This window comes from Ruegeria sp. CDSA089 (assembly GCF_059612205.1).
This window is the reverse complement of sequence record NZ_JBXWQD010000007.1, coordinates 109,098-131,626: the sequence shown is the minus strand read 5'-3', so window position 1 is coordinate 131,626 and position 22,529 is coordinate 109,098. Positions and strand designations below refer to the sequence as shown.

Below are 22,529 nucleotides of genomic sequence, written 5' to 3'. Positions count from 1 at the left end.
GCGCGCGCTGCGGTCACGCTCGAGGCAGCGGGTTTTGCGATTTGTTGTAGGGTTTCCAGTTGCTGACCTCGGGGTAGTAGTGGCGTCTCCAGGCGCGAACGCGCGGATTCATGACGCGCCGCCAAACGGGTGGGATCATGGCGGCGACGGTCATCACAGGGTAACCGTAGGGCAGTTGCGGAGCGGTGTCTTCGGAATGGTGTTGTAAAAGGGGAAAACGGCGATTGGGTTTATAGTGGTGGTCCGAATGCCGTTGCAGATTGATCAGCAGCCAGTTTGACGCTTTTTGTGATGCATTCCAGGAATGCTGCGGCTTGACGTGTTCGTATTTCCCATCGCCCAGATGCTTGCGGGTCAGGCCGTAATGTTCGACATAGTTGACCAACTCCAGCTGCCAGATCGCGACACCGGCCTGAAGCAGGAACAGGGCGACGCCGGACCACCCTCCGACCCCAAGAGCCAGCAGCACCATACCGCCCTGCAACACCCAATAGCGCCAGAAGGGGTTCGAAGCGTCCGTCCATGGGCGGTCTTTCCGCGCCAGCTTGTCGCGCTCGGCCTTGAAGGCTGAGGTCAGGCACTGCCGCAGGACGCGGGGATAAAAGCGGTGAAACCCTTCATTATAGCGGGCGGTCACTGGGTCTCGAGGGGTGCCGACATAGCGGTGATGCACCAGCAGATGCTCGGACCGGAAATGCGAATACAGGACCATGGCCAGAAGAATATCGCCCAGCCAACGCTCGAACCGGCCTTTTTGATGCATCAGTTCGTGGCTGTAGTTGATCCCGATTGTGCCAGAGATGACGCCCATGCCGAAGAACAACCCGATCTTGGACGCCAAGGACAGGTGATCAGTATGAGTGGCAAACCAGATCAGACTGAACAGCGTGATGAACTGCACCGGGACCCAGATATTGGTCAGCAGGATGTACCAGCGCAGGCCTTTGTCAGGGGTGTCGGGGTCCGCGTTGTTCAGCTCCAGCCCGGTCAGCAGGTCCAGTATGGCAAAGGCCCACCAGGTGAAAATCGGCACAAGAAGAACCCACCAGCCACCAAGGGTGGCCGATATCCAAATTATGGGAATCAGCATGAAGGATACCCAGAAGGGCAGCGCTGATTGCCAGCGGGACAGGGTGTCGGATGAAATCATGCGCCAACTCCGAATGACCGCTTCTGGGATGCTCCAGAGGCCTTTTTGAAAAACCTGTTACTGCCCGAGCCAGAGGTCAAGCGCCTTGCGCATCACAGTTGGAAGAACTTTGGGTCGGAACGTGTGTTTGTCCATGATGATCAGGTCATTCGGGGCTAGATCTTCCGGCAGGGGGGCGGTCCAGATGCGCAGAATCAGGTGGAAATGGGTGAAGGTGTGGCGCACCTCGCCGGGCAGTGCCTGCCAATCCGCCGGGAAGGGCGGTGTCTCGGCTGGCGCATCCGACCAATCTGATCCGGGCCAGCCCAACATCCCACCCAGCAGGCCTTTGTCCGGGCGACGCTCAAGCAGCAGCGCGGCATCGTTACGCTGGGCGATATAGACATGGCCATAGCGCGTGGGCTTTGGTTTTTTGGGCGTTTTGCGCGGCAGGTCAGCCTGCGTTCCGGCCTTGCGCGACAGGCAGGGATCGCGCAGCGGGCAAATCCCGCAGGTAGGTGATTTGGGCGTGCAGATCGTGGCCCCCAGATCCATGACAGCTTGCGCGTAGTCTCCGGGTCGTACGTCAGGTGTCAGCGTTGCGGCTTTGTTCTTTAGCGCAGGTTTCGAGCCGGGCAGCGGGTCGTGAATGTTGTAGAGCCGGGCCATGACGCGTTCGACATTCCCATCCAGCACGGTTTCGGGGCGGTCAAAGGCGATGGCCGAGATTGCGGCGGCGGTATAAGGGCCGATGCCGGGCAAGGCCAGCAACGTGTCATAGGTGTCTGGGAAGATGCCGTCGTGATCTTCAGCCACCGCTCGCGCGCATTTCAGCAGGTTGCGAGCGCGGGCGTAGTAGCCCAGCCCGGCCCATTCGCCCATGACCTGATCATCTGGGGCGGCGGCGAGCGCCTGCACCGTGGGCCAGCGCGTTGTGAACCGCATGAAATAGTCTCGCACGGCGGCCACGGTGGTCTGTTGCAGCATCACCTCGGATAGCCAGACGCGATAGGGGTCAGGCCGCACTCCGGCGGCGCGGTCAACGGGGCTGACGCGCCACGGCATCTTGCGGGCGTGGCGGTCGTACCAGTCCAGCAATTCGCTGCTGACGTCAAATTCGCCTGTGTCACGCAATTTTTAATCATCTCCCTGTCGGGTTTCGCTGGCGCCCGGTGTCCTGCCCTCTACAATAGTGGTGCAGGAGTTGGAAACCAGATGCAGCGCAGACGTTCTTCGACCCGCGGGTTCAAACGCACCGCGACATTGCTGAACGACCAGATCAGACGCGCCGGTGAAAGCCGGGGCTTTGCTGTGTCGCGCCTGTTGACCCATTGGGCCGAAATCGTAGGGCAGGATATGGCTGCCATCGCGCGCCCTGTGAACGTGGGCTATGGCAAAGGCGGCATGGGGGCGACGCTAACCGTGCTGACCACCGGCCCGCAAGCCCCGATGCTTGAGATGCAAAAGGAACAACTGCGGGGCAAGGTCAACGCGGTTTATGGCTATAACGCCATCAGCCGGGTGCGCATCACCCAGACCGCTCCGACAGGATTTGCCGAGGGGCAGGCCAGTTTCGATCACAAACCGAAAGTGGTGAAACCCACACTGAAACCGGAAATCGCGGCCGAGGCGGACCGGGCAGCGCAAGACGTCCATGATGGCGACCTGCGTGCAGCCCTTGAACGTCTGGGTCGTAACGTTCTATCCAAACAAAAACGCTGAGAAAGGGCTGATACATGAGCCGTATTGCAACCGGAATTTGCGCGGCCGTCGCCATTGCCGCAGGCAGCTTTTTGCTGTCGTCACCAAACGCGTCATTTTCGCTGATCGGCAGCGCCAAGGCGCAAGAGGCCGAGCTGGACACCTCGACCATCGTCGAGATGACCCTGGGGGCCGAGGACGCGCCGGTCGAGATCATCGAATATGCCTCGTACACCTGTCCGCATTGCGCGAATTTCCACAAAGGGCCGTACAAGCAACTCAAGAAGGATTTCATCGACACCGGCAAGGTCAAGTTTGTCTACCGCGAGGTGTATTTCGACCGCTACGGCCTGTGGGCGTCGATGGTGGCGCGCTGTGCGGGTCCTGACAAGTTCTTTGGCATCTCGGATCTGATCTATGAAGGCCAGTCCGAGTGGACCCGCGCGGGTGGCCCGGCTGAGATCGTGGATGAACTGCGCAAGATCGGGCGTCTGGCCGGGATCGACAATGACCAGCTTGAAGCCTGTCTTCAGGATGGCGATCGTGCCCGCACATTGGTGGCCTGGTACCAGGAAAACGCCGAGCGTGACGGCATTCAGGCCACTCCGTCGTTTATCGTGAACGGCAAAGCGGTCGAGAACCAGTCGTATGACGCGTTCAAGAAGCTGATCGAAGACGAACTGGGCAGCTAAGCCTGTTTGGCGGCCAGCTCTTTTCGGCTGGTCGCTTTTTAGGGCGATGGGGCAACTTGCAAGAGCATTTGTTTGACCTTGTCGCCGTCCGCGACATTTAGGCGAACGGGCAGGGTGATGACCTTGCTGCGGAACGCTGCGGGCAGGCGGACGGCGTCTTTCTCGGTCGTGACCATCTGTGCACCGAGCAGGCGTGCCTCATTTTCCAACCGGGTCATCAAGGCCGGGGTCAGTGGCTGGTGATCGTCCAGTGCTTCGGCCCGCAACAGGGTTGCGCCTTGCTGGCGCAGGGTTGCAAAGAACTTCTCCGGGTGGCCGATCCCGGCAAAGGCCAGAACCGGCGTGTCGGCCCAGTCCATCCCGGTTTGCAGCGCCTCGACCACACCCGTGGCGTGGGGAACGGTCAGCTTCAGCCCCCATCTGTTGGTGAATTCGATCTGCGCGGCGGCATCCCCTAGTGACAGGACGAGATCGGCACGTTTCAGGCCCACATCGACCGGTTCGCGCAACGGTCCGGCAGGCAGGCACAACCCGTTGCCGAACCCGCGCTGGGCATCCACCACGATGACCGAGAAATCCTTGGCGACCGAGGGGTTTTGAAACCCGTCATCCAGAACGATCACCGTCGCTCCGGCCTCGGCGGCGGCTTTGGCCCCGGCGGCGCGGTCCTTTGCCACCCAGACATCGGCAAAGGCGGCCAGCAACAGCGGCTCGTCCCCGACCTCGGCTGCGGTATGCTTGCCCGGATCAACGCGCACCGGCCCGTCCAGCGATCCGCCATGGCCGCGTGTGACCACATGGGTCTGATGCCACGCATCGCGCAACTGTTCGATCATCCAGATCACGGTGGGGGTCTTCCCGGTGCCGCCCGCATTCAGGTTGCCAATGCAGATCACCGGCACACCGGGTGTTAGACCCGGCTGGGCCGCAACGCGCCGGGCGGTTGCGGCCGCGTAAAGTCGCCCAATCGGAGACAGCAGTCGTGCCGGGATTGCCAATCGGTCGGGTGCGGTATGCCAGAAATCAGGTGCCTGCATGATCTGATCCCCGCTGATCCAATGTGTCCTGCACCAATTCGATCAGGCGGTCCGCCTGCGGTGCGCCCTCGGTCACGACCTGCCATCCGGCCAGCGCCATATCGGCGGCGCGGTCCGGGGCCAGGCTTTCCACAACAGCGTCGCCCAGTTCGGTTGCACTTCTGACCACTCTTGCGGCACCCACCCAGTCAAGTTGATCGTATATCTGTTGGTGTTGATGTACAAACGGGCCGTGAATAACCGCCGAGCCCAGGGCAGTCGCAATCAACGGATCCTGCCCGCCTGACCCCCGCTCCAGCGTGCTGCCGATGAAGGTCACGGCCGAAACGCGCTGCCAGAGACCCAAAGCTTCGGCATCCGAGGACAGGATCACCTGCGTGTTGTCCTCGATTGTTCCGCCTTCATCCCAGTTGACGCAGCGCAGGTCCATCGCCTCAAGCCGTCGGTGCAGCGGGGCTGCCTCGTAGATATCCGCGACATGCAGCACAAGGGCCAGCCTGGGCAGCATTCGGGTCGCTTGCCTATGGGCGCTGAGAACCGAGATGAATTCCTTGTCCTGCACCCAGGAAGCCAGCCACACGGGGCGACCAGACAGGGCATGCGTCATCTCGATCAACTCATCCTCAGGCCAGGGGCGGGGGTTGGGGCTGACCAGAAGGGGCGGAGCTGTGCCCACTTTCGAGGACGAGATACCCAGCCGGCGGATTTGCCGGGCGGCTTCGTTATTCGTGGTTAGGATGGAGGTGAAACTGTCGAAGGTCAGTCGGGTCAGGTCTGGCAGCCAGCGTCCACCCGGTGCGATGTTGAAGTGATAGGCGGCTTCGGCAAGGATCAGAGGGATGCCCCTTTCCTGCGCCCGCGTGATTAGGTTGGGCATCAGCCCGCCGCCAATCCAAAGGCCGATATCTGGGCGCCAATGCTCTAGAAAGGCGCGCGCGGCGCCGGTCTGTTCGGATGGCAGGTTGATCAGGGGAAAGTCGCCCGACGGCCAGCGAGACAGGTCTGCATCCGGCGGGGCCGTCAACAGGATCGACAGATCGGGTCGGACCTGTTGCAGGCGTTGACAAAAATCAACCACTGCCCGCTGCCGATCCCGTGCGCCGATATGTATCCAGATCAATTCACCCCCGGGGCGTGGGGCGTAGGCGGTGTCTCCTGCGCTGGACACCCCCCAAGACAGGACGCGATAGGCCGTCAAGCTCATCGAGCGCGTCTTGGTCATGACCAGGGCCCGGTGCTTTCCGGCTCCAGCATGTTGGTTATACGGCTGTGCAAGGCGGCCCCTGCAGCGACGACCCCATTTAGGCGGGGATGCGGGTTGTTGAAGCGCAGCGGCCCGCCCATTCGGTCGGAACACACTCCGCCCGCTTCGCGGATGATCAGATCACCGGCGGCGATATCCCATTCCCAGCTTGGGCGCAGCGTCAGCATCCCGTCGAACCGCCCTTGCGCAACCGTAGCCATGCGATAAGCCAGCGACGGGCGGTAGTTGCGCTGAAAGCCGGGAATTGTGCCATTGCGCCAATGGCTGGCGTCCATATTTGGTCTGGCTGCCAGAACTTCAGCGCTGTTCAGATCGTCGATGCCAGACACGCGTATTGCGGTGCCGTTTAGCGTTGCTCCCTGCCCTTTGGCTGCCGCAAAAAGCAGGTCGCGGCGGGGTAAGTATATAACAGCTGCCGTAACTTCTTGGCCTTCTGTAACGGCTAGCGAATGCGCCCAGGTCCGCGAGCCTTCGGCAAAGCTGCGCGTGCCGTCGATCGGGTCGATGATGAACACCCGGTCTTTTGTAAGCCGCGCTTGGGAATCCTCGGTCTCTTCGCTGAGCCAGCCATAGCCGGGCCGGGCAGCAGGCAGCTTCTGCTCCAGCATCGCGTTCACCGCCAGATCGGCTTCGGTCACCGGGCCCGCGCCGCCGGGTTTGTCCCAGCGCTGGGCCGTGGTGCCCGAATAGCGGGTAGCGATCTTTCCGGCCTCCAATGCGGCGTCGATCAGCAGGGGCAGGTCAGTTGCCGGCAAGTGTCATCCCTTCGATCAGCAACGACGGCACCACGCGCGACAGATAGGGGCGAGCGTCATTGGCCGGAACGATCCGTTTCAACATGTCGCGCAGATTGCCCGCAATGGTGCATTCATTGACTGGATAGGTGATCTCGCCATTTTCGACCCAAAAGCCTGATGCGCCGCGGGAATAGTCGCCTGTATTGGGGTTGATGGTTGACCCGATCATCGACGTCGCCAAAAGCCCGGTTCCCATATCGCGCAGCAGGTCAGCCCTGCTTTGATCACCCTGCGTCAGGCTCAGGTTCCAGTTGCTGGGAGACGGGGGGCCCGAGACCCCGCGAGCAGCGTTACCCGTCGAGGTCATGTCCAACTTGCGCGCACTGGCCAGATCCAAGGTCCACCCGGTCAGAACGCCGTTTTCGACAATCGCCCGGCGTCGGGTTGGCAGGCCTTCGGCGTCAAACGGGCGGGATCCGGCAATGCGCGGGCGATGCGGGTCTTCGATCAGGGATATATGCTTGGGCAGAACCTGTTCGCCGAGACAATCCGACAGCCAGGATGCGCCGCGCGCAATGGCTGCGCCGTTGCTGGCCCCTAGCAAATGCCCGATCAGCGAGGACGAGATGCGCTCGTCAAACAGAACCGGAAAGGTGCCGGTGGTTGGTTTCCGTGCGCCCACTTGCTGAACCGCACGCTCCCCGGCGGTGCGGCCGATCTCGTCGGGTGCGCGCAGATCGGTCTGAAAGGTGCGGCTGTCACCATCATAGTCCCGCTCCATCCCGGTGCCTTCGCCCGAGATCGCCACGCAGGATGTTGACCGGCTGGACCGAGTATAACCGCCGGAAAATCCATTGCTGGCTGCCAAATGCACCCGGTGCGTCCCATAGGCCGCCGCCGCATCCGAGACCTGAGACACCCCATCAACAGCCAGCGCCGAGGCCTCGGCGGCCAATGCGTCCTGTAACAGGGCTTCGGCCGTGGGTTCGGGGGATGGGTCGAACAGCTCCAGCGCCTGCATGTCCCAAGTTTTGGCAAGCTGGTCGGGTTCAGCAAGGCCGGTAAAGGGGTCTTCGGGGGCTTCGCCTGCCATGGCGACGGCACGTTCTGCCATTGCCGTCATGGTCTCGGGGCGGCTGTCCGAGCTGGATACGATCGCCTGCCGCTTGCCCAGAAACACACGTAACCCAAGATCGGTACCTTCGGACCGTTCGGCGTGTTCCAACGCCCCGGCGCGCACCTCGACCGACACGGAGGAGCCGTCCAACACAATGGCATCGGCAGCCTCGGCCCCCGCTTTGCGGGCCGCATCCAGCAGGTTCTGGCTGATTTCTTCGAGTGCGCGGGTCATAAGGCCTCCGGGTGTGGTTGTATTGGACCTAGCCCCGGACCGGGCGTCCCGCAAGGCCCCCAATGCCATTGGGCACAACGAAGTTGCGTGAACGCAGGGCGCATTTCAGGGCAATGGAAAATCGTCACCGGGTTCGAACCGGAAAGGACGTCAGAGGGCAGGTGATGACCACCCTCTGACAGTGCAGGTCACTTGATGCGCTGACCATTGGCCAGAATTTGGCCATCCTCGGTGAATTCGATCTTGGAATTCAGCGTATCGGGTTCTTCGCCAGGAACGGCCATCAGACCCATCATCATCCGTGCGCCCAGGGCATCGCTTTCCGCAACCAATCCCATGTTGATCAGCGTGTCGATCAACTTATTGGCCCCGACCAGTTGCAATGTGGTGCTGCCGACAGGTGTGGGCAGGCCGCCCAGTTCTTGCGTATTGGTGTTGTCGAAGGTGAAGTCGCCCTCACCGGTCAGTTTTGCACCGACCAGAGACACCAGCAGCTCGTTGATCTTCAGCGAATGCAACTCACCCGGCGCGTCTTCGGACAAGGCCAGCGACTCGACTGCCTCGGGGTCGAAGAAATCTGTCAGGATTTTTGCAGTGCCCGCCGTATCCAAAGCAATGGTGGCTGGATCTCGCGGCAGCGCACCTGCGGGGTCAAAAATGCTCCACAACACGTCCGACATGGTGAAATCGGTCAGGTTGAAGGCAAAGCCGAACGGTTGAATTTCTTCGGATTTCTGCACCGGGAATTCGAATTTCAACCCGGCATTGGCCATCGCAATCTCGATCGGGAAAGGCAGGTCTGCCGTGGTCACTGCCAGTTTGGTGCTGTTCTGCTCCAGATCATAGGCCAGACGCTGCGCGTCAAAGCTGGCCCCGAACCGCCCCCCCTCAGAGGAACTGCTCATGTCAAAGCCTTCTCCGTCCGAGGTTCCCGCGATGGCCGTCTTGCCCGAGGCATAGGTAAACAGCCCCGAGAATTCGAAACCATTTTGGTAAAAGGCCAGAGGGTCCGAGACATCGAAATTCGACGGGATAACGTTGGTGCCTTCAAACGCAAGCTGTTCCAACTTGCCGTCGATCTTGCCGGTATCGTCGTTTTCAGGGTCGTCGAAGGCCAGATCATAGCTGAGTGCGCTGGCGGTGAAGGTCTGGTCTATATCGCGGTTTTCACCGATCTTCATGCGCGAACTGCCCGCCAGATCGGCAAGCTGCACGGCCACACCCAAAACGTCGCTGGGCAGAGTTTCACCATTGGCCGTTATCTCGTCCAGCGTGATCCCCAATGTGTCGGCGGTGTAGTCATAGGTCATCTCATCCGGGCTGCCCGACACGACCATGTTCAGACCTTTGTGGGTGTATAGGATCTTGGCCGAGAACGCCTCTCCCTCACCCTCACCCGAGACAGTCATCGGCAGAGTTTCGGGCAGGGAAATGCTGACGGTTCCATCGCCGTTTTCGGTCAGCGTCATCTGCGGGACCTGCATTTTAAAGCTGCTGTCCTCTTCGGGCAGAACCATGTTCAGGTTCATGTCCGTGATGCTAAGTACATTGCCATTGGCTGATTGCTGCGCCTCGACCGTGTAGCCCATCTGGGACAGATAGCTTTGCCAGTCGTTCCACACATCCTGTGCAGTAACATCGGCAAACGCGCCTTGGGAAATGACGGCATAGGCCAAAACAGCGCCGCTGCTGCGGCGAAGGAAAACGGACATTACAAGAACCCTTCTTGATCAATTTTGCGGGCATCGTCGTGCCTGTGGCGTCGGGCGTCAAGGGGCAAGGGCTGGACCCTTTCCCCGTTAGCGAGGTAGAGGTTTACACAATCTCAAAACAACGGAGGTACAGGGTCCACATGCAAGGAAAAACCGTACTGATAACTGGGGCCAGTCGCGGCATCGGGGCCGAAGCAGGGCGCGTTTTTGCCGCGGCCGGGGCGAATGTCGCCCTTGTTGCGCGCAACAGGGACCAGATCGATGCTCTGGCGGCTTCGCTGGGGGAGAATGCGATTGCGTTGCAATGTGACGTCAGCGATTTTGCGCAGGTCGAACAGGCCGTGGCCGATTGCGTGGACCGCTTTGGCGGGCTGGACGTGCTGATCGGCAATGCGGGTGTGATTGATCCGATCTTTCATCTGTCGAATGCCGATGTCGAGGCTTGGGGTAAGGCGATCGATATTAACCTCAAGGGCGTTTTCTACGGGATGCGCGCCGCGTTGCCGATTATGCGGGCAGCCGGTGGAGGGACGGTGATCACCATCTCGTCCGGCGCGGCCTCGAACGCGATTGAGGCGTGGAGCCACTATTGCGCCTCCAAGGCCGGGGCGAAGATGCTGACCGAGTGTTTGCATCTTGAGGAATCTATTCACGGCATCCGCGCGATGGGGCTATCTCCGGGTACTGTGGCCACGGATATGCAGCGCGTGATCAAAGCCAGCGGCATCAACGCTGTCAGCCAGTTGGAGTGGAGCGATCACATCCCCGCCGATTGGCCCGCGCGCGCGTTGCTATGGATGTGCACCAAGGACGCCGATGAGTTTCTGGGTGATGAGATATCGCTACGCCGCGAGGACATTCGACAACGGGTAGGTCTGACGTGATTGAGTTAAGTAAGGCGGACGGGCTTTGGACCGTTACGCTGAACAACCCCGGAAAGGCCAATGCGCTGACCGGGGCAATGCTGACCGAACTTTGTGAAATTGCCGAAGCCGCGACCGAGGCACGCGCCTTGATCCTGACCGGTGCGGGCAAGGTGTTCAGCGCTGGTGCCGATCTGGATGAGGCGCGGGCAGGGCTGGCAACCTCGGATTTGTGGGAACGTCTGTCCGGAGCCATTGCAGCGCTGCCATGCCTGACCGTGGCGGCCCTGAACGGGACGCTGGCGGGCGGGGCCAACGGGATGGTTCTGGCCTGTGACATCCGTATTGCCGTGCCCACGGCCAAGTTTTTCTACCCGGTCATGAAGCTGGGGTTTTTGCCTCAACCGTCTGATCCGGGTCGTATGGCAGCGCTGATCGGGCCATCCCGGACCAAGATGATCCTGATGGCCGGGCAAAAGATCGCAGCGGATGAAGCCTTTGCCTTCGGTCTGGTCGATCGTGTGGTTGAACCTGGCGCATTGATTCAGACGGCACAGGATCTGGTGTTAGACAGCCTGAGCGCCGATCCGAAAATCGCGGCTGGAATTGCCGAGCTTTGCCCATGAGATTATCTGCCATCCATCTTCGGGTCGCGGACCCTGAACGCCTGTCCGCGTTCTACACTGGGCTTCTGGGCATGCGCGCGCAAGAACAGGGGGCGAGCCTGCGTCTGGGATATGCGGGCGAAGATGCTGATCTGCTGCTGATGCCCGGGGGTGGGGGCTATAGCCACGACCAAGGCCAGCGCTATTGGAAGATTGGCATTACCCTTCCCGACGTCGATCTGGCAGCGGCCTTTCTGCGGCGACAGGGGGTTGAGGTCTCGACCCCTCGGCAGTTTCTGGACATCGGCTATATGTGCCACCTGACCGACCCCGAGGGGTTTGTCATCGAACTGCTGCAACATGATTTTGAGGGCAACCGCTCGGACAACGCGGCGGACCCCAGTGATCCTTTTGCGCAGGCCCGGATCGGTCAGATCACCCTGCGCACAGGCGATATCGGGGCCGAGGACAGGTTCTGCCGCGCGCAGGGCATGCGCCTTTTGTCGATGCAGGATGTTGCCCAGTATGGGTTCGATCTGCATTTCTATGCCTTCACCGACGATACGCCCCCGGATGCCGATCCGTGGGCCGTGGCGAACCGGGAATGGCTGTGGAAACGTCCCTACACGACCTTGGAATTTCAGAACGTGGCAGGTGCGCAATTCGCACCCTCGCCGGATTGTCGCGGGATCGAGATCGAAGGGCTGCAAGCCCCTATCCACGATGCTTTCGGGGATCGCGTCTGGCCGGGTTGATCAACGCCCCCGCCGCTTGCCCGGAACTTTTGAGCGAAAGTCGGGCGGGCGTTTGCGCACCCAGTTCAGAAACCTCTCAATTCGGGGGTGTGTACGCAGGGCCTCGACCGTGTTGAAATCGCGGGCCAGTTCGGCTTCGGACAAGGTGGCGTGGACCTCTTTGTGGCAGATCACGTGCAGTAAAACCGTAGGCCCGCCCTTGCCCCCTTTGAGTTTTGGGATCAGATGGTGCAGGCTTCCGCCCCCGTCAGGAATGGGGCGGTCACATAGCGGGCAGATGGGGTCGCGGTCGGGCATGGGGCAGACTGTGGCTCAGGGCGTGCGAAAGGCAAGAGGACAGCAATGGCACATGCAGTTGTAATCGGTGCCGGACCTGCGGGTCTGATGGCGGCAGAGCAGCTTGCAGCAGCGGGTCACGACGTGCTGGTGGCCGAGGCCAAGCCTTCGGTCGCGCGCAAGTTTCTGATGGCAGGCAAATCCGGCTTGAATCTGACCAAGGATGAACCGTTCGCAGCGCTGATGCCCAACTATGGCGGCGCAGCGGATTGGCTGCGCCCGATGGTGGCCGAATTTGATGCCGACGCCGTGCAGGATTGGGCGCGTGGGCTGGGACAAGAGCTGTTCACCGGCTCGACAGGACGGGTGTTTCCCACTGTGATGAAAGCCTCGCCGCTGTTGCGGGCCTGGCTGCGGCGGTTGGACGAGGCGGGTGTGCAGATCCGAACCCGCTGGCGCTGGCTGGGTTGGGATGGCGACGCGCTGCGTTTTGACACGTCTGAGGTGCCGCAGGTTATCAAACCCGACGCGACCGTGCTGGCGCTGGGCGGGGCCAGTTGGGCGCGGCTAGGGTCAGATGGTCAATGGGCGCAGATGCTTGCAGAGAAAGGCGTGTCGCTGGCCCCGTTCGAACCGGCGAATTCGGCGCTGTCGGTGGCGTGGAGCCCGCATATGCAGCCGCATTTCGGCAAGGCGCTGAAATCGGTGCGCTGGATGGCCGGAGGGTTGCACAGCAGGGGTGAGGCCACGATCTCTGCCACCGGGCTGGAAGGCGGCGGGCTGTATTCGCTTACACCGGCGCTGCGTCGGGGAGCGGATCTTAATGTCGATCTGGTGCCCGATCTGGGTGCGAAAGCTTTGCAGGCGAGGTTTGAGGCAAAAAGCGCGAAAACAACGTTGTCTCAATGGCTGAAAAAGGCTCTGAAACTACCGCCACAGAAAATTGCTCTGTTTCATGAGATGTCCAAGCACGCAGGTGCGCCGCAAGGGCGCGAAGCGGCGTCGCTCAAACACTTACCCATCCTTGGCGCGCAGTTGCGCCCGATGGACGAGGCGATCTCAACCGCAGGTGGGATCCGGCGAGACGCTATGGATAACCACCTGATGCTAACGACCAAACCTGGCGTGTTCTGTGCCGGTGAGATGCTGGATTGGGAGGCTCCGACGGGGGGCTATCTTTTGACAGCGTGCCTTGCCACCGGGCGCTGGGCCGGGCGTGGGGCCGTGCAGTGGCTGGCGCGCTAACGCGACCGGGCCAGCATTGCTAGGCGGATCATGGCGCGCTCCACCAATGCCATGGCGGGTGCGGTTTGACCGGCGGAACGTAAGGACAGGTCCGTATCGGTCAGAACGGTCAGCGCGGTTTGCAGCTTTGGCGCGCCCCATCCCTGTGCCTGCCGCAGAATCCGGTCGCGCCGTTTGCCATAGACCGGCGGACGCAGCTTGCCGATACCCTGCGCCGCCCCACCAGGGTCCGAGGCGCAGGCGTAGAGCGTACGAAAATGCCGGGTGGCCCCAATGCACAAAGTCACCGCATTGGTGCCCTGCGATTGCAAGCGGCGGATCAGAGGACCAATTTCGCCCGCGCGGCCCTCGGCCACCACGTTCAGAACATCGTCCAACGCGGCCTCGGTCGAGCGGGGGGCGCAGGCTTCGATATCTTCGATGGTCAGGTCAGAACTGTCGTGGCGCTTGTATAGGGACAGCTTTTCAATGGTTTGCGCAAAGTCACCGGGGCTGATTCCGGCTGCGAGTTCGGTTATCGCCGACATCGAATCGGTCGGGATGTTCTTCAACCCGGCCTGGGACAAAACCCGTTCGACCTCGGCCCGTGATGGGGGATCGTCGTAGATGCCGACCGCATAGGCAGAAGGGTGTGCTTCAAAGGCCTTGCGGATTTTCGAGCTGGGTTTCAACTGCCCGGCGGTGACGATGATCTGGGCGTCACCGGGTGCCCAATCCTCGAATGCAGCAAGGATCGCAGGGGCGGCAACGTCGGTGGTGTCCTCGACAAACACGGCGCGCGGGCCGGGGAAGAACCCGACGGCTTTTACTGCATCCAGCAACAGGGCCGGGTCGCCGCGCAGATCGCTGCCGGGCATCCGCGTCAAGCGCATCTCTTCTTCGGCATTTGCGCCCAGAAGGGCCGCCAGAACCTGCTGGCGCTTCAACGCCACACGCATCGCATCCGAGCCGTATATCAGCAACCCAAGCTTGTCGGCGTCAGGCCGCGCAAAATACCCCTCAGCCTCGCGTGGGCTGAGCTTCATGTGCCAAGTCCCGGGACGGTGTAAAGCTCGGTTACGATCTGGTCCGACAGAATCACCATCAGCCGCTGCATCGCATCCCGCTCGTCCGCCAGAGTCGACACGGTCGAACCGGCTGCGGAATAGCCGACGAAATTGTTCACCCGGCCCGAGGCCAAAATCTGCCCGGTCTCATTCGACCGCAGCGCGTAGGTCGCGGTGCCTTCGATATTCAGACGGTTGGTCTCGTTGGTCTGGGTGATCGCGGCAGAACGAACTACAGTCGAGACATCGACATCAAGATTATAGGCGTTACCCGAATTTGCACTGCGGCCCAGCCGTTGTTCCAGATTCTGGACCAGCAGAAAACTGTTGGTTGAATTCGGCGCCGATACTGTGACACGCCCGTCCAGAGCCGCGCCAGCGCCACCGGGGGCATAGACCGGTTCAAAGCCGCAGGCAGCGAGTGCCAGCGGCAGCATCAACAGGGTTCTGCGGTCAAACAACGACATTCACGATCCGGCCCGGTACAACGATCACCTTTTTCGGCGCATTGCCATCCAGCGCCTTTTGCACAGCTTCGGTGCTGAGCGCGATTTTTTCAACCTCGGCCTTGTCCATTTCCAATGGAACGCTGATTTCCGCGCGGCGCTTGCCATTGATCTGAATGGGCAGGGTGACGGTATCGTCGACCAGCATCTCCTCATCTGCGACGGGCCACGCGGCGGTGGCTACCAGACCTTCGCCGCCCAGCAGGCTCCAGAGTTCTTCGGATAGGTGCGGGGTCATCGGCGACATCAGTTGCGCCAGTGTCTTTGCTGCCTCTTTCTTGGCCTCGCTGCCCGCCTTGGATTTGGCAAGCGTATTGGTGAATGCATAAAGCTTGGCGATCGACGCGTTAAAGCCAAAGGATTCGACGCCACCCGATACATCATGGATCGCTTTATGCATCTCACGCAGAAGGGCTTCGTCTTCGCCATTGGCTGGGACAGCCGTCTCGTTAATCTCGGAGGCGATACGATGCACGCGGCTGAGGTGCTTAAAGGCGGCCTCGGCCCCGGATGCGGTCCATTCCACGTCGCGTTCGGGCGGCGAATCGGACAGCACAAACCAGCGCGCGGTATCTGCACCAAAGGCCGAGATAATGCTGACCGGATCCACCACGTTTTTCTTGGATTTCGACATCTTTGCCGAAGGGATGATCTCGACCTCGGTACCGTCGGCCAGTTTGCCGTCGGTCACGTCCTCGGGCAGGTGATAGACCGGTCGGCCATTGGTGTCGCGGGTCTGGTAGATTTCGTGCGTGACCATGCCTTGAGTGAACAGCGCGTTGAACGGCTCGATGGCCTTTTTGGGCAGGTGGCCGGTAATCTGCATGGCCCGCGCAAAGAAGCGCGAATAGAGCAAGTGCAGAATCGCATGTTCGATGCCGCCGATATACTGATCCACGTTCATCCAGTATTCGGCCTCGGCCAGATCGGTCGGGGTTTCGGCGCGGGGCGCGGTGAAACGAGCGAAATACCACGACGAATCGACGAACGTGTCCATCGTGTCGGTCTCGCGTTTGGCCGGGGCCCCGCAGGACGGGCATTCGCAGTCGCGCCAGGTCGGGTGACGATCCAGCGGGTTGCCGGGCTTGTCGAATGTCACATCGTCGGGCAGGCGAACTGGCAGGTTCTCTTTCTTTTCGGGCACCACACCACAGGAATCACAATGCACCACGGGAATCGGGCAGCCCCAGTAGCGCTGGCGGCTCAGACCCCAGTCGCGCAGGCGATATTTGGTGACACCTTCGCCCCAGCCCGCCTTTTCGGCGAAATCGACGGTGGTGTTGATGGCCTCGTCACCCGTCGCCTCAGTGAGGCCGGCGAAGTGATTCACCCAGCGGACTTTCTCGGTTTTCGGCGGAACGAAAGCGATCTTGTCCACCGGGGTGTCATCGTCCAGTGCAAAGAACGTATCGACCACCGGCAGACCGTATTTGCGGCAGAAGTCCAAATCACGCTGGTCATGGGCTGGGCAGGCAAAGATTGCGCCGGTGCCGTAATCCATCAGGATGAAGTTCGCGATCCAGACTGGCAGTTCCCAATTCGGGTCCAGCGGGTGTTTGACGGTGATGCCGGTGTCATAGCCCAGCTTTTCGGCGGTCTCGATCGCTTCTTCGGTGGTGCCGCCCTTGCGGCATTCGGCCACGAATTCAGCGACTTCGGCGTTTTCAGCCTCCAGCTGCTTGGCAATCGGGTGATCGGGCGAGATGCCGACGAAAGACGCGCCCATCAGCGTATCGGGGCGAGTCGTGTAGACGGTGATCGGCTCGGCACTATCGGTGCGTTCAAAGCTGAACTGCAGGCCGCGCGATTTGCCGATCCAGTTTTCCTGCATCAACCGCACCTTGGCGGGCCAGTTTTCCAGTGTGTCCAGCGCGCCGAGCAATTCTTCGGAATAGTCGCTGATTTTAAAGAACCACTGCGTCAGTTCGCGCCGCTCGACCAGAGCGCCCGAGCGCCAGCCGCGCCCGTTTTCCACCTGTTCATTGGCCAGAACAGTCATGTCCACCGGGTCCCAGTTCACCACGGCGTTCTTGCGGTAGACGAGCCCGGCCTCAAGCATATCCAGAAACAACGCCTGTTGCTGGCCGTAATATTCCGGGTCGCAAGTGGCGAATTCGCGCGACCAGTCGATCGACAGGCCAAGCGGTTTCATTTGCCCTCGCATGTCGGCGATGTTGCCGTAGGTCCAGTCTTTGGGATGGCCGCCGATAGCCATCGCAGCGTTCTCTGCAGGCATCCCGAATGCGTCCCAGCCCATTGGATGCAGCACGTTGTGCCCAGTCGCCAGTTTGTGCCGCGCGATCACGTCGCCCATCGTGTAGTTGCGTACGTGTCCCATATGGATTCGGCCAGACGGGTAGGGGAACATCTCAAGCACGTAGTATTTCGGCTTGTCCGCCTTGTGATTAGCGACAAAGATTCCGGCCTTGTCCCAGGCCTCTTGCCATTTTGCTTCGATTTCGTTGGCCGAGTAGCGCGACATCGTGCGGTCCTTCGTGAATGAAAACGCCGGGACAGAGCCCGGCGTGGTAATATTGTGATTTGCAGCGGGTGGCTAGAGCTTGTTGTCCGCAATCCGCAACTGGCGGGCGCGCGACAGGATTGCATCTTCAACCGCGCGCGTGGTTGCAGCGCTGACAGGAGCGCCTCCGCTGGTTTGAAGCGATACCGAAAGCGAACGCGCCGCGAGGGCCGGATCACTGATATGCACTGTGGCGCGATATTGACGACCGCCACCCGGAGGTGTGCCGTAACCCGTTACGATTACACCGGTAAAGGGGTCCACCTCTTCGACAGGTAAGAAGTTCAGAATGTCCAGAGACGCCGACCACAGGTAGCGATTCACATTGGTGACCTGCTCGGCATCAGCGGTATCGAACACATCCCAGATCGTCGAGCGATTCGGGTCGTTCAATTCGCGCTCGGAAGAGCTGGTGCCATCCGACGTCAGCTGCAGGTTTGGATTCGGTGGTTCAGAGTTGCCCAACCCGCAAGATGAGACCAGGGCGGTCACAAGGATCAAACCGAAAATCGTCTGCGGGCGCATCGTCGAAGGGTCCTGTATCATTGGGTCTCACTCGTTCAGAGATACTCCTAGACAAGGACAGGTGCCGCAACAAGTCTATTCTTGTCACTTTAGAGTGGGATTGGCGGTGTGACAGGGCGGGTAACCGACTGTGGCATCCTTGCACCAATCCGTGGCCAATGCGGCGCGAGGCTTTATGCCAAGCTTGCGCGAAGGGGGCAAAAAGAGCGAAACGGTTCCCGTGCTGAGACACGTGCAACGACATGTGTCGAGTAGAAAAACTTTGAAACCGAGGGAAACAAGATGAAAAAAGTTCTCTTCGCATCGACCGCTCTGCTGGCAACCGCAAGCATGGCGTCGGCCGAAATCAAATTCAGCGGCTACGGTCGCTTCGGTATTGGTTACCTGGAAGATCGTTCCGGTGCCGTGACCAACATCACCGTCACCACCACCGCATCTGGTGCAATCAATGTTGGCACCGGCACTGCCGTTGTTGACACCGACGACGTGATCCTGATCTCGCGTTTCCGTCTGAACATCGACGGCATCGTTGAAACCGATGGCGGCGTTGAGTTCTCGGCTCGTGTTCGTCTGCAAGCTGACGAAAACGCCGGTAACGGCGAAGCTGGCGAAGCTCAGCTGAGTGGTGCACGCTTCACCGTTCAGTACGGTGGTCTGCGTGTTGACGCGGGCAACGTATCGGGCGCCTTCGACAACTTGGCAAACTACTACGGTAACGAGCCTGGTCTGGAAAACTTCATCGGCCAGTACTCGGGCGTGAACTATGACTTCCTGGCCTTCTCGTCGACCGGCGCAGGTTCGAACGCTGTGTTCTTCCAGTATGCTGTTGGTGACTTCGCGTTCGGCGCGTCTTACGACCAGCTGACCGGTGGTCTGAATGGCGAAGCGATTGATCTGGACCGCTGGGACATCAGCGCGACCTACACCTTCAACAACATCACCGCGGCGATCGCTTATGGTCAAACCGACGCTGGTGACCTCGGCCTCGAAGATCCGAGCCTGCTGGTTCTGACCCTGGGTGCTGACTTCGGCGACTTCTCGGGTACCGTGTTCATCGCTGACGATAAAACCGAAATCGACGCAACCGACGGCACTGCATGGGGTGTTTCGGCAGCCTACAATGTTGGCTCCGCTCTGACCCTGACCGCAGCTTACGGTGACGGTAACGCAGATGCTGACACTCAGCAGTACGGTATCGGCGCGATCTACGACCTGGGTGGCGGTGCATCGCTGCAAGGTGGTATCGGCAACAGCGACTGCGACATCTGCGAAGACTCGACTCTGCGCGCAGACTTCGGTGCTCGCTTCAACTTCTAAGTTGAGCTGAACCGCAAGGTTTAAGGGCAGGTCTTCGGGCCTGCCCTTTTCTTTTGCGCCGACATGGTGTTTTCCTGCGCTCAGGTCAATTCGAGGGAACCCATGCCGCTGCACGATATCTCAACCCGTATCACCAAGGCCGAGGCTGCCGCAGGACGCGTTGCTGGCTGTGTTAAACTGATCGCGGTGTCCAAGGTCCAGCCGAACGACCGCGTACTGGACGTTCTGGCGCAGGGCCACAGGTGCTTTGGGGAAAACCGGGTGCAGGAAGCGGCCGGAAAGTGGCCCGGTTTCATGGAAATATATCCCGATGTCGATTTGCACCTGATCGGCCCTTTGCAAACCAACAAAGCCCGTCAGGCGACCGAGCTGTTCAGCACAATACACTCAGTTGATCGCCCCAAGCTGGCCAAGACACTCGCACGGTTGGCGCAAGAAGTGGGCGCGTGCCCTGACCTGTTCATTCAAGTCAACACGGGGGAAGAGGCGCAAAAGGCTGGCATTAAACCATCCGAAGCTGACACGTTTATTGCCGAATGCAGGGCGCTGGATCTGCCGGTCGTCGGGCTGATGTGCATCCCTCCGGTCGATGAAGAAGCCGCACTGCATTTTGCATTGCTGGCGAAGATCGCCGCCCGCAATGGGCTTGAGGGGCTGTCGATGGGTATGAGCGACGATTTCGAAAAGGCCATCGCCTTAGGTGCAACTCATGTGCGTGTCGGCTCGGCGATCTTTGGCGAACGCTTCAGGCCCGAGGAATAACTACCCGCGTCCCGGGCAGCACCCTTTGCGCGATCCAGTGCAGATGATCGCGCCGAAAGGCAATGCAACCTTCGGTCGGAAATCCGGGTCGCCGCCATTGATGCAGAAAAATGGCCGACCCACGACCCGGAACTGCATTGGGCCAGTTCCAATCCGTCAGCAGCACAACATCGTAGAGCGGATCAGCGCGGCGCAGTCTCTCGTGGCTGAACGGGTAGGGCGCACGTACCAATTGATTATATCGAGAATCGCTTGCGTCATCGGACCACAGATCCTGCGGTCCAGTCGGGATCGCCCAAGAGATCGGCGCCACAACACGATCCGGTCGGTACAGAAGCCCGACGATGTGATGAATGCCGGTCGGGGTCGCCCCATCGCCCTCGCGTTTGTCGTTGCTCAGCCCGCCTTTACCGATTGAGCAAGGAAACATACGCCCGGCAAACCGAACGCCGCGCGGGGTCAGAACCAGATCTTGCGGGGTCACAGCAAGTGGCCGGACTTGGCCGCCTTGGTTGCCAGATATCCGCGGTTATGCGCGGTTTCGCCCACCTTCAGCGGTACACGTTCGGTCACAGCGATGCCGGTTTTCTCCATCATCGCAATCTTGGCAGGGTTGTTCGTCAGTAATCGGACCGAGCTGAACCCCAGTGATTTCAGAATATCCGAACCCAGCCGGAAGTCGCGCTCGTCATCCTCGAAACCCAGCCGGTGGTTGGCTTCGACCGTGTCGAACCCCTGATCTTGCAGGAAATAGGCGCGCATCTTGTTGGCCAGCCCAATGCCCCGTCCCTCTTGGTTGAGGTAGAGCAGCACACCGGCGCCTTCCGAACCCATCTGCGCCAGTGCCCCCCGCAACTGAGGGCCACAATCGCATTTCAGGCTGCCCATCAGGTCGCCGGTGAAACAGGCTGAATGCAGACGCGCCAATACCGGTTTACTGCGGTCCGGGCGGCCGATTTCGATGGCGTAATGTTCTTCACCGCCATCTTCAGGGCGGAACACATGCAACCGGCCTGCCTCAGAGACCTCCATCGGAAGGCGCGCGGCAACAACCTCATTCAGATGGCTGCGATCAGCCAGATGTGGTGCGGCGCGAGTGTGGTCGATGCAGGTCAGTCCGTGAGACGATGCAAAACCGCGCCCGTCCTCGACAGGTGTTACGACGGCTGCGGGCAGCAGGCGCGCGGATTTGGTCAACGCAATGGCGATGCGATGCAGATTGGCGTTGCCCTGACGCTCGGACATCAGGGGGCCTTTCATCGGGGCGTTCAGATCGTCCGAGGGGTCGGCGACGGCCTGAACCCACGCGATATCGGCATCCGCCGGAATGACCACTCGTGCCAGATCGCCGTCATAGGCCCGCGCTTTCAGCGTTTCCGCACGGCGCACGGTGATGGCCACCACCGGGTCGCCGCCAAGACTGCGCAAATCCGCAAGCCGTTGTGCGCTTAGAGTTTCCGAGGCGATGGCCAGCACGCTAAAGCCACTATCATCCGTCAGAACGACCGGGACACCCATTCGCAGGTCCGCACGGGCGCGGGCCAGCAATTCCGATATGTCGGGGATCAGACTCATTCGTGTTACCCTGTAACGATCAGCCTCTTTCTGTATCCTGATCCGCGGGAAATGTGAAACAATTCCTACTCGCCGGACACGAGGACGTGAGACGATTGCAGCAAACCTTGTTGAATGCGTCTTCGACGCGCAAGTGTCCGGAAAGGCTTAGGAGGACCGGTGATGGCACAGCTTAAGAAAATCCTGCTGGTGGATGATGATGAAGATCTGCGCGAGGCGCTGAGTGAGCAACTCGTCATGACTGAAGACTTTGACGTGTTCGAAGCGTCAGATGGTACCTCGGCCATGGAACGTGCCCGCGAAGCGATTTACGATCTGGTCATTCTGGACGTGGGCCTGCCCGATACTGACGGGCGCGAGCTGTGCCGCCTGATGCGCAAGCAGGGTGTCAAAAGCCCGATCCTGATGCTGACCGGTCATGACAGTGACGCCGACACCATCCTGGGCCTGGATGCCGGTGCGAATGATTATGTCCCCAAGCCGTTCAAATTCCCTGTTCTTCTGGCCCGTATCCGTGCCCAGCTGCGCCAGCACGAACAATCCGAAGACGCCGTCTTTGTTCTGGGGCCGTACACCTTCAAGCCTGCAATGAAGATGTTGATCACCGAAGAAGACCGCAAAATCCGCTTGACCGAGAAAGAGACGAACATCCTCAAGTTCCTCTACCGCTCGGCGGATGGTGTGGTTGCCCGCGACGTACTGCTGCACGAAGTGTGGGGTTACAACGCCGGTGTCACCACCCATACGCTTGAAACGCATATCTACCGCCTGCGCCAGAAGATCGAGCCCGATCCGTCCAATGCACGCCTTTTGGTCACAGAATCGGGTGGATATCGTCTGGTCTCTTAACTGCCGGTGGATTGATGTGGATCAAAGTGATACCCTGAAGTCATCATTAGGTTACTCCCAA

General features: G+C 60.4%; 23 protein-coding genes. 9 read left to right on the top strand and 14 right to left on the bottom strand.

What is annotated here, in order from left to right; genetic code table 11:
* Positions 1 to 13 precede the first annotated feature (13 nt).
* Positions 14 to 1,150 (bottom strand): alkane 1-monooxygenase, encoded by a 1,137-nt coding sequence (locus tag AC2FJ6_RS16855; RefSeq protein ID WP_170774843.1) that lies wholly within the window; start codon positions 1,148 to 1,150, stop codon positions 14 to 16.
* A gap of 57 nt (positions 1,151 to 1,207) precedes the next feature.
* Positions 1,208 to 2,263 (bottom strand): A/G-specific adenine glycosylase, encoded by a 1,056-nt coding sequence (mutY, locus tag AC2FJ6_RS16850; protein ID WP_170774842.1) that lies wholly within the window; start codon positions 2,261 to 2,263, stop codon positions 1,208 to 1,210.
* 81 nt (positions 2,264 to 2,344) lie between these two features.
* Between mutY and AC2FJ6_RS16845 the strand changes: the two genes are divergently transcribed.
* Together AC2FJ6_RS16845 and AC2FJ6_RS16840 are read left to right on the top strand one after the other, a co-directional pair.
* Complete coding sequence (locus tag AC2FJ6_RS16845; protein ID WP_170774840.1) at positions 2,345 to 2,851, top strand: DUF721 domain-containing protein; 507 nt, start codon at positions 2,345 to 2,347, stop codon at positions 2,849 to 2,851.
* Between the two features lie 14 nt (positions 2,852 to 2,865).
* Complete coding sequence (locus AC2FJ6_RS16840; protein ID WP_170774838.1) at positions 2,866 to 3,522, top strand: DsbA family protein; 657 nt, start codon at positions 2,866 to 2,868, stop codon at positions 3,520 to 3,522.
* A gap of 38 nt (positions 3,523 to 3,560) precedes the next feature.
* Here the strand turns inward: AC2FJ6_RS16840 and lpxK are convergent, their stop codons facing one another.
* From lpxK to AC2FJ6_RS16815, 5 genes are all read right to left on the bottom strand, one after another.
* Positions 3,561 to 4,559: a tetraacyldisaccharide 4'-kinase gene (gene lpxK, locus AC2FJ6_RS16835; RefSeq protein ID WP_170774836.1), complete on the bottom strand. Its 999-nt coding sequence runs from the start codon at positions 4,557 to 4,559 to the stop codon at positions 3,561 to 3,563.
* Positions 4,546 to 5,781, bottom strand: coding sequence for a 3-deoxy-D-manno-octulosonic acid transferase (locus tag AC2FJ6_RS16830; protein ID WP_170774834.1), 1,236 nt, complete (start codon positions 5,779 to 5,781; stop codon positions 4,546 to 4,548). The genes lpxK and AC2FJ6_RS16830 overlap by 14 nt, the downstream gene beginning before the upstream one ends.
* Positions 5,778 to 6,578, bottom strand: a complete 801-nt coding sequence (locus tag AC2FJ6_RS16825; RefSeq protein ID WP_170774832.1) for an inositol monophosphatase family protein — start codon at positions 6,576 to 6,578, stop codon at positions 5,778 to 5,780. The genes AC2FJ6_RS16830 and AC2FJ6_RS16825 overlap by 4 nt, the downstream gene beginning before the upstream one ends.
* The gene (locus AC2FJ6_RS16820; protein ID WP_170774830.1) at positions 6,565 to 7,911 is read right to left on the bottom strand and encodes a TldD/PmbA family protein; all 1,347 of its coding nucleotides are present in this window, start codon (positions 7,909 to 7,911) and stop codon (positions 6,565 to 6,567) included. The genes AC2FJ6_RS16825 and AC2FJ6_RS16820 overlap by 14 nt, the downstream gene beginning before the upstream one ends.
* 188 nt (positions 7,912 to 8,099) lie before the next feature.
* The gene (locus tag AC2FJ6_RS16815) at positions 8,100 to 9,623 is read right to left on the bottom strand and encodes a DUF2125 domain-containing protein (RefSeq protein ID WP_170774828.1); all 1,524 of its coding nucleotides are present in this window, start codon (positions 9,621 to 9,623) and stop codon (positions 8,100 to 8,102) included.
* Between the two features lie 140 nt (positions 9,624 to 9,763).
* Here AC2FJ6_RS16815 and AC2FJ6_RS16810 point away from each other — a divergent pair, with 140 nt between their 5' ends.
* Genes AC2FJ6_RS16810 through AC2FJ6_RS16800 form a run of 3 tightly spaced genes read left to right on the top strand, consistent with a single transcriptional unit; the run spans position 9,764 to position 11,846 of the window.
* Positions 9,764 to 10,507 carry an SDR family oxidoreductase gene (locus AC2FJ6_RS16810; RefSeq protein WP_170774826.1) on the top strand — a complete coding sequence of 248 codons (744 nt, stop codon included), beginning with the start codon at positions 9,764 to 9,766 and terminating at the stop codon, positions 10,505 to 10,507.
* Positions 10,504 to 11,112, top strand: coding sequence for an enoyl-CoA hydratase/isomerase family protein (locus AC2FJ6_RS16805; RefSeq protein WP_170774824.1), 609 nt, complete (start codon positions 10,504 to 10,506; stop codon positions 11,110 to 11,112). The genes AC2FJ6_RS16810 and AC2FJ6_RS16805 overlap by 4 nt, the downstream gene beginning before the upstream one ends.
* Positions 11,109 to 11,846: a VOC family protein gene (locus AC2FJ6_RS16800; protein ID WP_170774822.1), complete on the top strand. Its 738-nt coding sequence runs from the start codon at positions 11,109 to 11,111 to the stop codon at positions 11,844 to 11,846. Before AC2FJ6_RS16805 ends, AC2FJ6_RS16800 begins: the two co-directional genes overlap by 4 nt.
* Here the strand turns inward: AC2FJ6_RS16800 and AC2FJ6_RS16795 are convergent, their stop codons facing one another.
* Positions 11,847 to 12,143, bottom strand: a complete 297-nt coding sequence (locus AC2FJ6_RS16795) for an HNH endonuclease (RefSeq protein WP_170774821.1) — start codon at positions 12,141 to 12,143, stop codon at positions 11,847 to 11,849.
* A gap of 45 nt (positions 12,144 to 12,188) precedes the next feature.
* On the opposite strand from AC2FJ6_RS16795, the gene AC2FJ6_RS16790 reads away from it, so the two are divergent.
* Complete coding sequence (locus AC2FJ6_RS16790) at positions 12,189 to 13,367, top strand: TIGR03862 family flavoprotein (RefSeq protein WP_170774819.1); 1,179 nt, start codon at positions 12,189 to 12,191, stop codon at positions 13,365 to 13,367.
* On the opposite strand, the gene holA is transcribed toward AC2FJ6_RS16790, so the two are convergent.
* The 4 genes from holA to AC2FJ6_RS16770 all read right to left on the bottom strand — a co-directional run bounded on the left by holA (position 13,364) and on the right by AC2FJ6_RS16770 (position 17,965).
* A complete protein-coding gene (gene holA / locus AC2FJ6_RS16785) occupies positions 13,364 to 14,392 on the bottom strand; it encodes a DNA polymerase III subunit delta (protein WP_170774817.1) in 1,029 nt (342 codons plus the stop codon). The genes AC2FJ6_RS16790 and holA overlap by 4 nt on opposite strands.
* Positions 14,389 to 14,880 (bottom strand): LPS assembly lipoprotein LptE, encoded by a 492-nt coding sequence (locus tag AC2FJ6_RS16780; RefSeq protein ID WP_170774815.1) that lies wholly within the window; start codon positions 14,878 to 14,880, stop codon positions 14,389 to 14,391. Before AC2FJ6_RS16780 ends, holA begins: the two co-directional genes overlap by 4 nt.
* On the bottom strand, positions 14,867 to 17,401 hold the full coding sequence (gene leuS / locus AC2FJ6_RS16775) for a leucine--tRNA ligase (protein WP_496669561.1): 2,535 nt from the start codon (positions 17,399 to 17,401) through the stop codon (positions 14,867 to 14,869). Before leuS ends, AC2FJ6_RS16780 begins: the two co-directional genes overlap by 14 nt.
* Positions 17,402 to 17,473: 72 nt before the next feature.
* On the bottom strand, positions 17,474 to 17,965 hold the full coding sequence (locus AC2FJ6_RS16770; RefSeq protein WP_170783667.1) for a DUF3576 domain-containing protein: 492 nt from the start codon (positions 17,963 to 17,965) through the stop codon (positions 17,474 to 17,476).
* A gap of 282 nt (positions 17,966 to 18,247) precedes the next feature.
* On the opposite strand from AC2FJ6_RS16770, the gene AC2FJ6_RS16765 reads away from it, so the two are divergent.
* Positions 18,248 to 19,282, top strand: a complete 1,035-nt coding sequence (locus AC2FJ6_RS16765; protein ID WP_170774811.1) for a porin — start codon at positions 18,248 to 18,250, stop codon at positions 19,280 to 19,282.
* A gap of 102 nt (positions 19,283 to 19,384) precedes the next feature.
* Positions 19,385 to 20,044, top strand: a complete 660-nt coding sequence (locus AC2FJ6_RS16760) for a YggS family pyridoxal phosphate-dependent enzyme (RefSeq protein WP_170774809.1) — start codon at positions 19,385 to 19,387, stop codon at positions 20,042 to 20,044.
* Here AC2FJ6_RS16760 and AC2FJ6_RS16755 read toward each other — a convergent pair.
* Together AC2FJ6_RS16755 and ribA are read right to left on the bottom strand one after the other, a co-directional pair.
* Positions 20,028 to 20,528, bottom strand: a complete 501-nt coding sequence (locus tag AC2FJ6_RS16755) for a L,D-transpeptidase family protein (RefSeq protein WP_496669559.1) — start codon at positions 20,526 to 20,528, stop codon at positions 20,028 to 20,030. The two genes, AC2FJ6_RS16760 and AC2FJ6_RS16755, sit on opposite strands and share 17 nt — an antisense overlap.
* Positions 20,525 to 21,619, bottom strand: coding sequence for a GTP cyclohydrolase II (gene ribA, locus AC2FJ6_RS16750; protein ID WP_496669557.1), 1,095 nt, complete (start codon positions 21,617 to 21,619; stop codon positions 20,525 to 20,527). Before ribA ends, AC2FJ6_RS16755 begins: the two co-directional genes overlap by 4 nt.
* A gap of 162 nt (positions 21,620 to 21,781) precedes the next feature.
* Here ribA and AC2FJ6_RS16745 point away from each other — a divergent pair, with 162 nt between their 5' ends.
* Positions 21,782 to 22,468: a response regulator transcription factor gene (locus AC2FJ6_RS16745; RefSeq protein ID WP_480697991.1), complete on the top strand. Its 687-nt coding sequence runs from the start codon at positions 21,782 to 21,784 to the stop codon at positions 22,466 to 22,468.
* Positions 22,469 to 22,529: the final 61 nt, after the last annotated feature.

What these genes read in the sequence shown, in the direction of transcription:
- ribA (WP_496669557.1), bottom strand. Translation starts at nt 21,619, where the DNA reads ATGAGTCTGATCCCCGACATATCGGAATTGCTGGCCCGCGCCCGTGCG.
- lpxK (WP_170774836.1), bottom strand. Translation starts at nt 4,559, where the DNA reads ATGCAGGCACCTGATTTCTGGCATACCGCACCCGACCGATTGGCAATC.
- AC2FJ6_RS16830 (WP_170774834.1), bottom strand. Translation starts at nt 5,781, where the DNA reads ATGACCAAGACGCGCTCGATGAGCTTGACGGCCTATCGCGTCCTGTCT.
- leuS (WP_496669561.1), bottom strand. Translation starts at nt 17,401, where the DNA reads ATGTCGCGCTACTCGGCCAACGAAATCGAAGCAAAATGGCAAGAGGCC.
- AC2FJ6_RS16765 (WP_170774811.1), top strand. Translation starts at nt 18,248, where the DNA reads ATGAAAAAAGTTCTCTTCGCATCGACCGCTCTGCTGGCAACCGCAAGC.
- AC2FJ6_RS16840 (WP_170774838.1), top strand. Translation starts at nt 2,866, where the DNA reads ATGAGCCGTATTGCAACCGGAATTTGCGCGGCCGTCGCCATTGCCGCA.
- AC2FJ6_RS16770 (WP_170783667.1), bottom strand. Translation starts at nt 17,965, where the DNA reads ATGCGCCCGCAGACGATTTTCGGTTTGATCCTTGTGACCGCCCTGGTC.
- AC2FJ6_RS16760 (WP_170774809.1), top strand. Translation starts at nt 19,385, where the DNA reads ATGCCGCTGCACGATATCTCAACCCGTATCACCAAGGCCGAGGCTGCC.
- AC2FJ6_RS16780 (WP_170774815.1), bottom strand. Translation starts at nt 14,880, where the DNA reads ATGTCGTTGTTTGACCGCAGAACCCTGTTGATGCTGCCGCTGGCACTC.
- AC2FJ6_RS16790 (WP_170774819.1), top strand. Translation starts at nt 12,189, where the DNA reads ATGGCACATGCAGTTGTAATCGGTGCCGGACCTGCGGGTCTGATGGCG.
- AC2FJ6_RS16810 (WP_170774826.1), top strand. Translation starts at nt 9,764, where the DNA reads ATGCAAGGAAAAACCGTACTGATAACTGGGGCCAGTCGCGGCATCGGG.
- AC2FJ6_RS16855 (WP_170774843.1), bottom strand. Translation starts at nt 1,150, where the DNA reads ATGATTTCATCCGACACCCTGTCCCGCTGGCAATCAGCGCTGCCCTTC.
- AC2FJ6_RS16845 (WP_170774840.1), top strand. Translation starts at nt 2,345, where the DNA reads ATGCAGCGCAGACGTTCTTCGACCCGCGGGTTCAAACGCACCGCGACA.
- AC2FJ6_RS16795 (WP_170774821.1), bottom strand. Translation starts at nt 12,143, where the DNA reads ATGCCCGACCGCGACCCCATCTGCCCGCTATGTGACCGCCCCATTCCT.
- AC2FJ6_RS16745 (WP_480697991.1), top strand. Translation starts at nt 21,782, where the DNA reads ATGGCACAGCTTAAGAAAATCCTGCTGGTGGATGATGATGAAGATCTG.
- AC2FJ6_RS16820 (WP_170774830.1), bottom strand. Translation starts at nt 7,911, where the DNA reads ATGACCCGCGCACTCGAAGAAATCAGCCAGAACCTGCTGGATGCGGCC.
- AC2FJ6_RS16800 (WP_170774822.1), top strand. Translation starts at nt 11,109, where the DNA reads ATGAGATTATCTGCCATCCATCTTCGGGTCGCGGACCCTGAACGCCTG.
- AC2FJ6_RS16815 (WP_170774828.1), bottom strand. Translation starts at nt 9,623, where the DNA reads ATGTCCGTTTTCCTTCGCCGCAGCAGCGGCGCTGTTTTGGCCTATGCC.
- holA (WP_170774817.1), bottom strand. Translation starts at nt 14,392, where the DNA reads ATGAAGCTCAGCCCACGCGAGGCTGAGGGGTATTTTGCGCGGCCTGAC.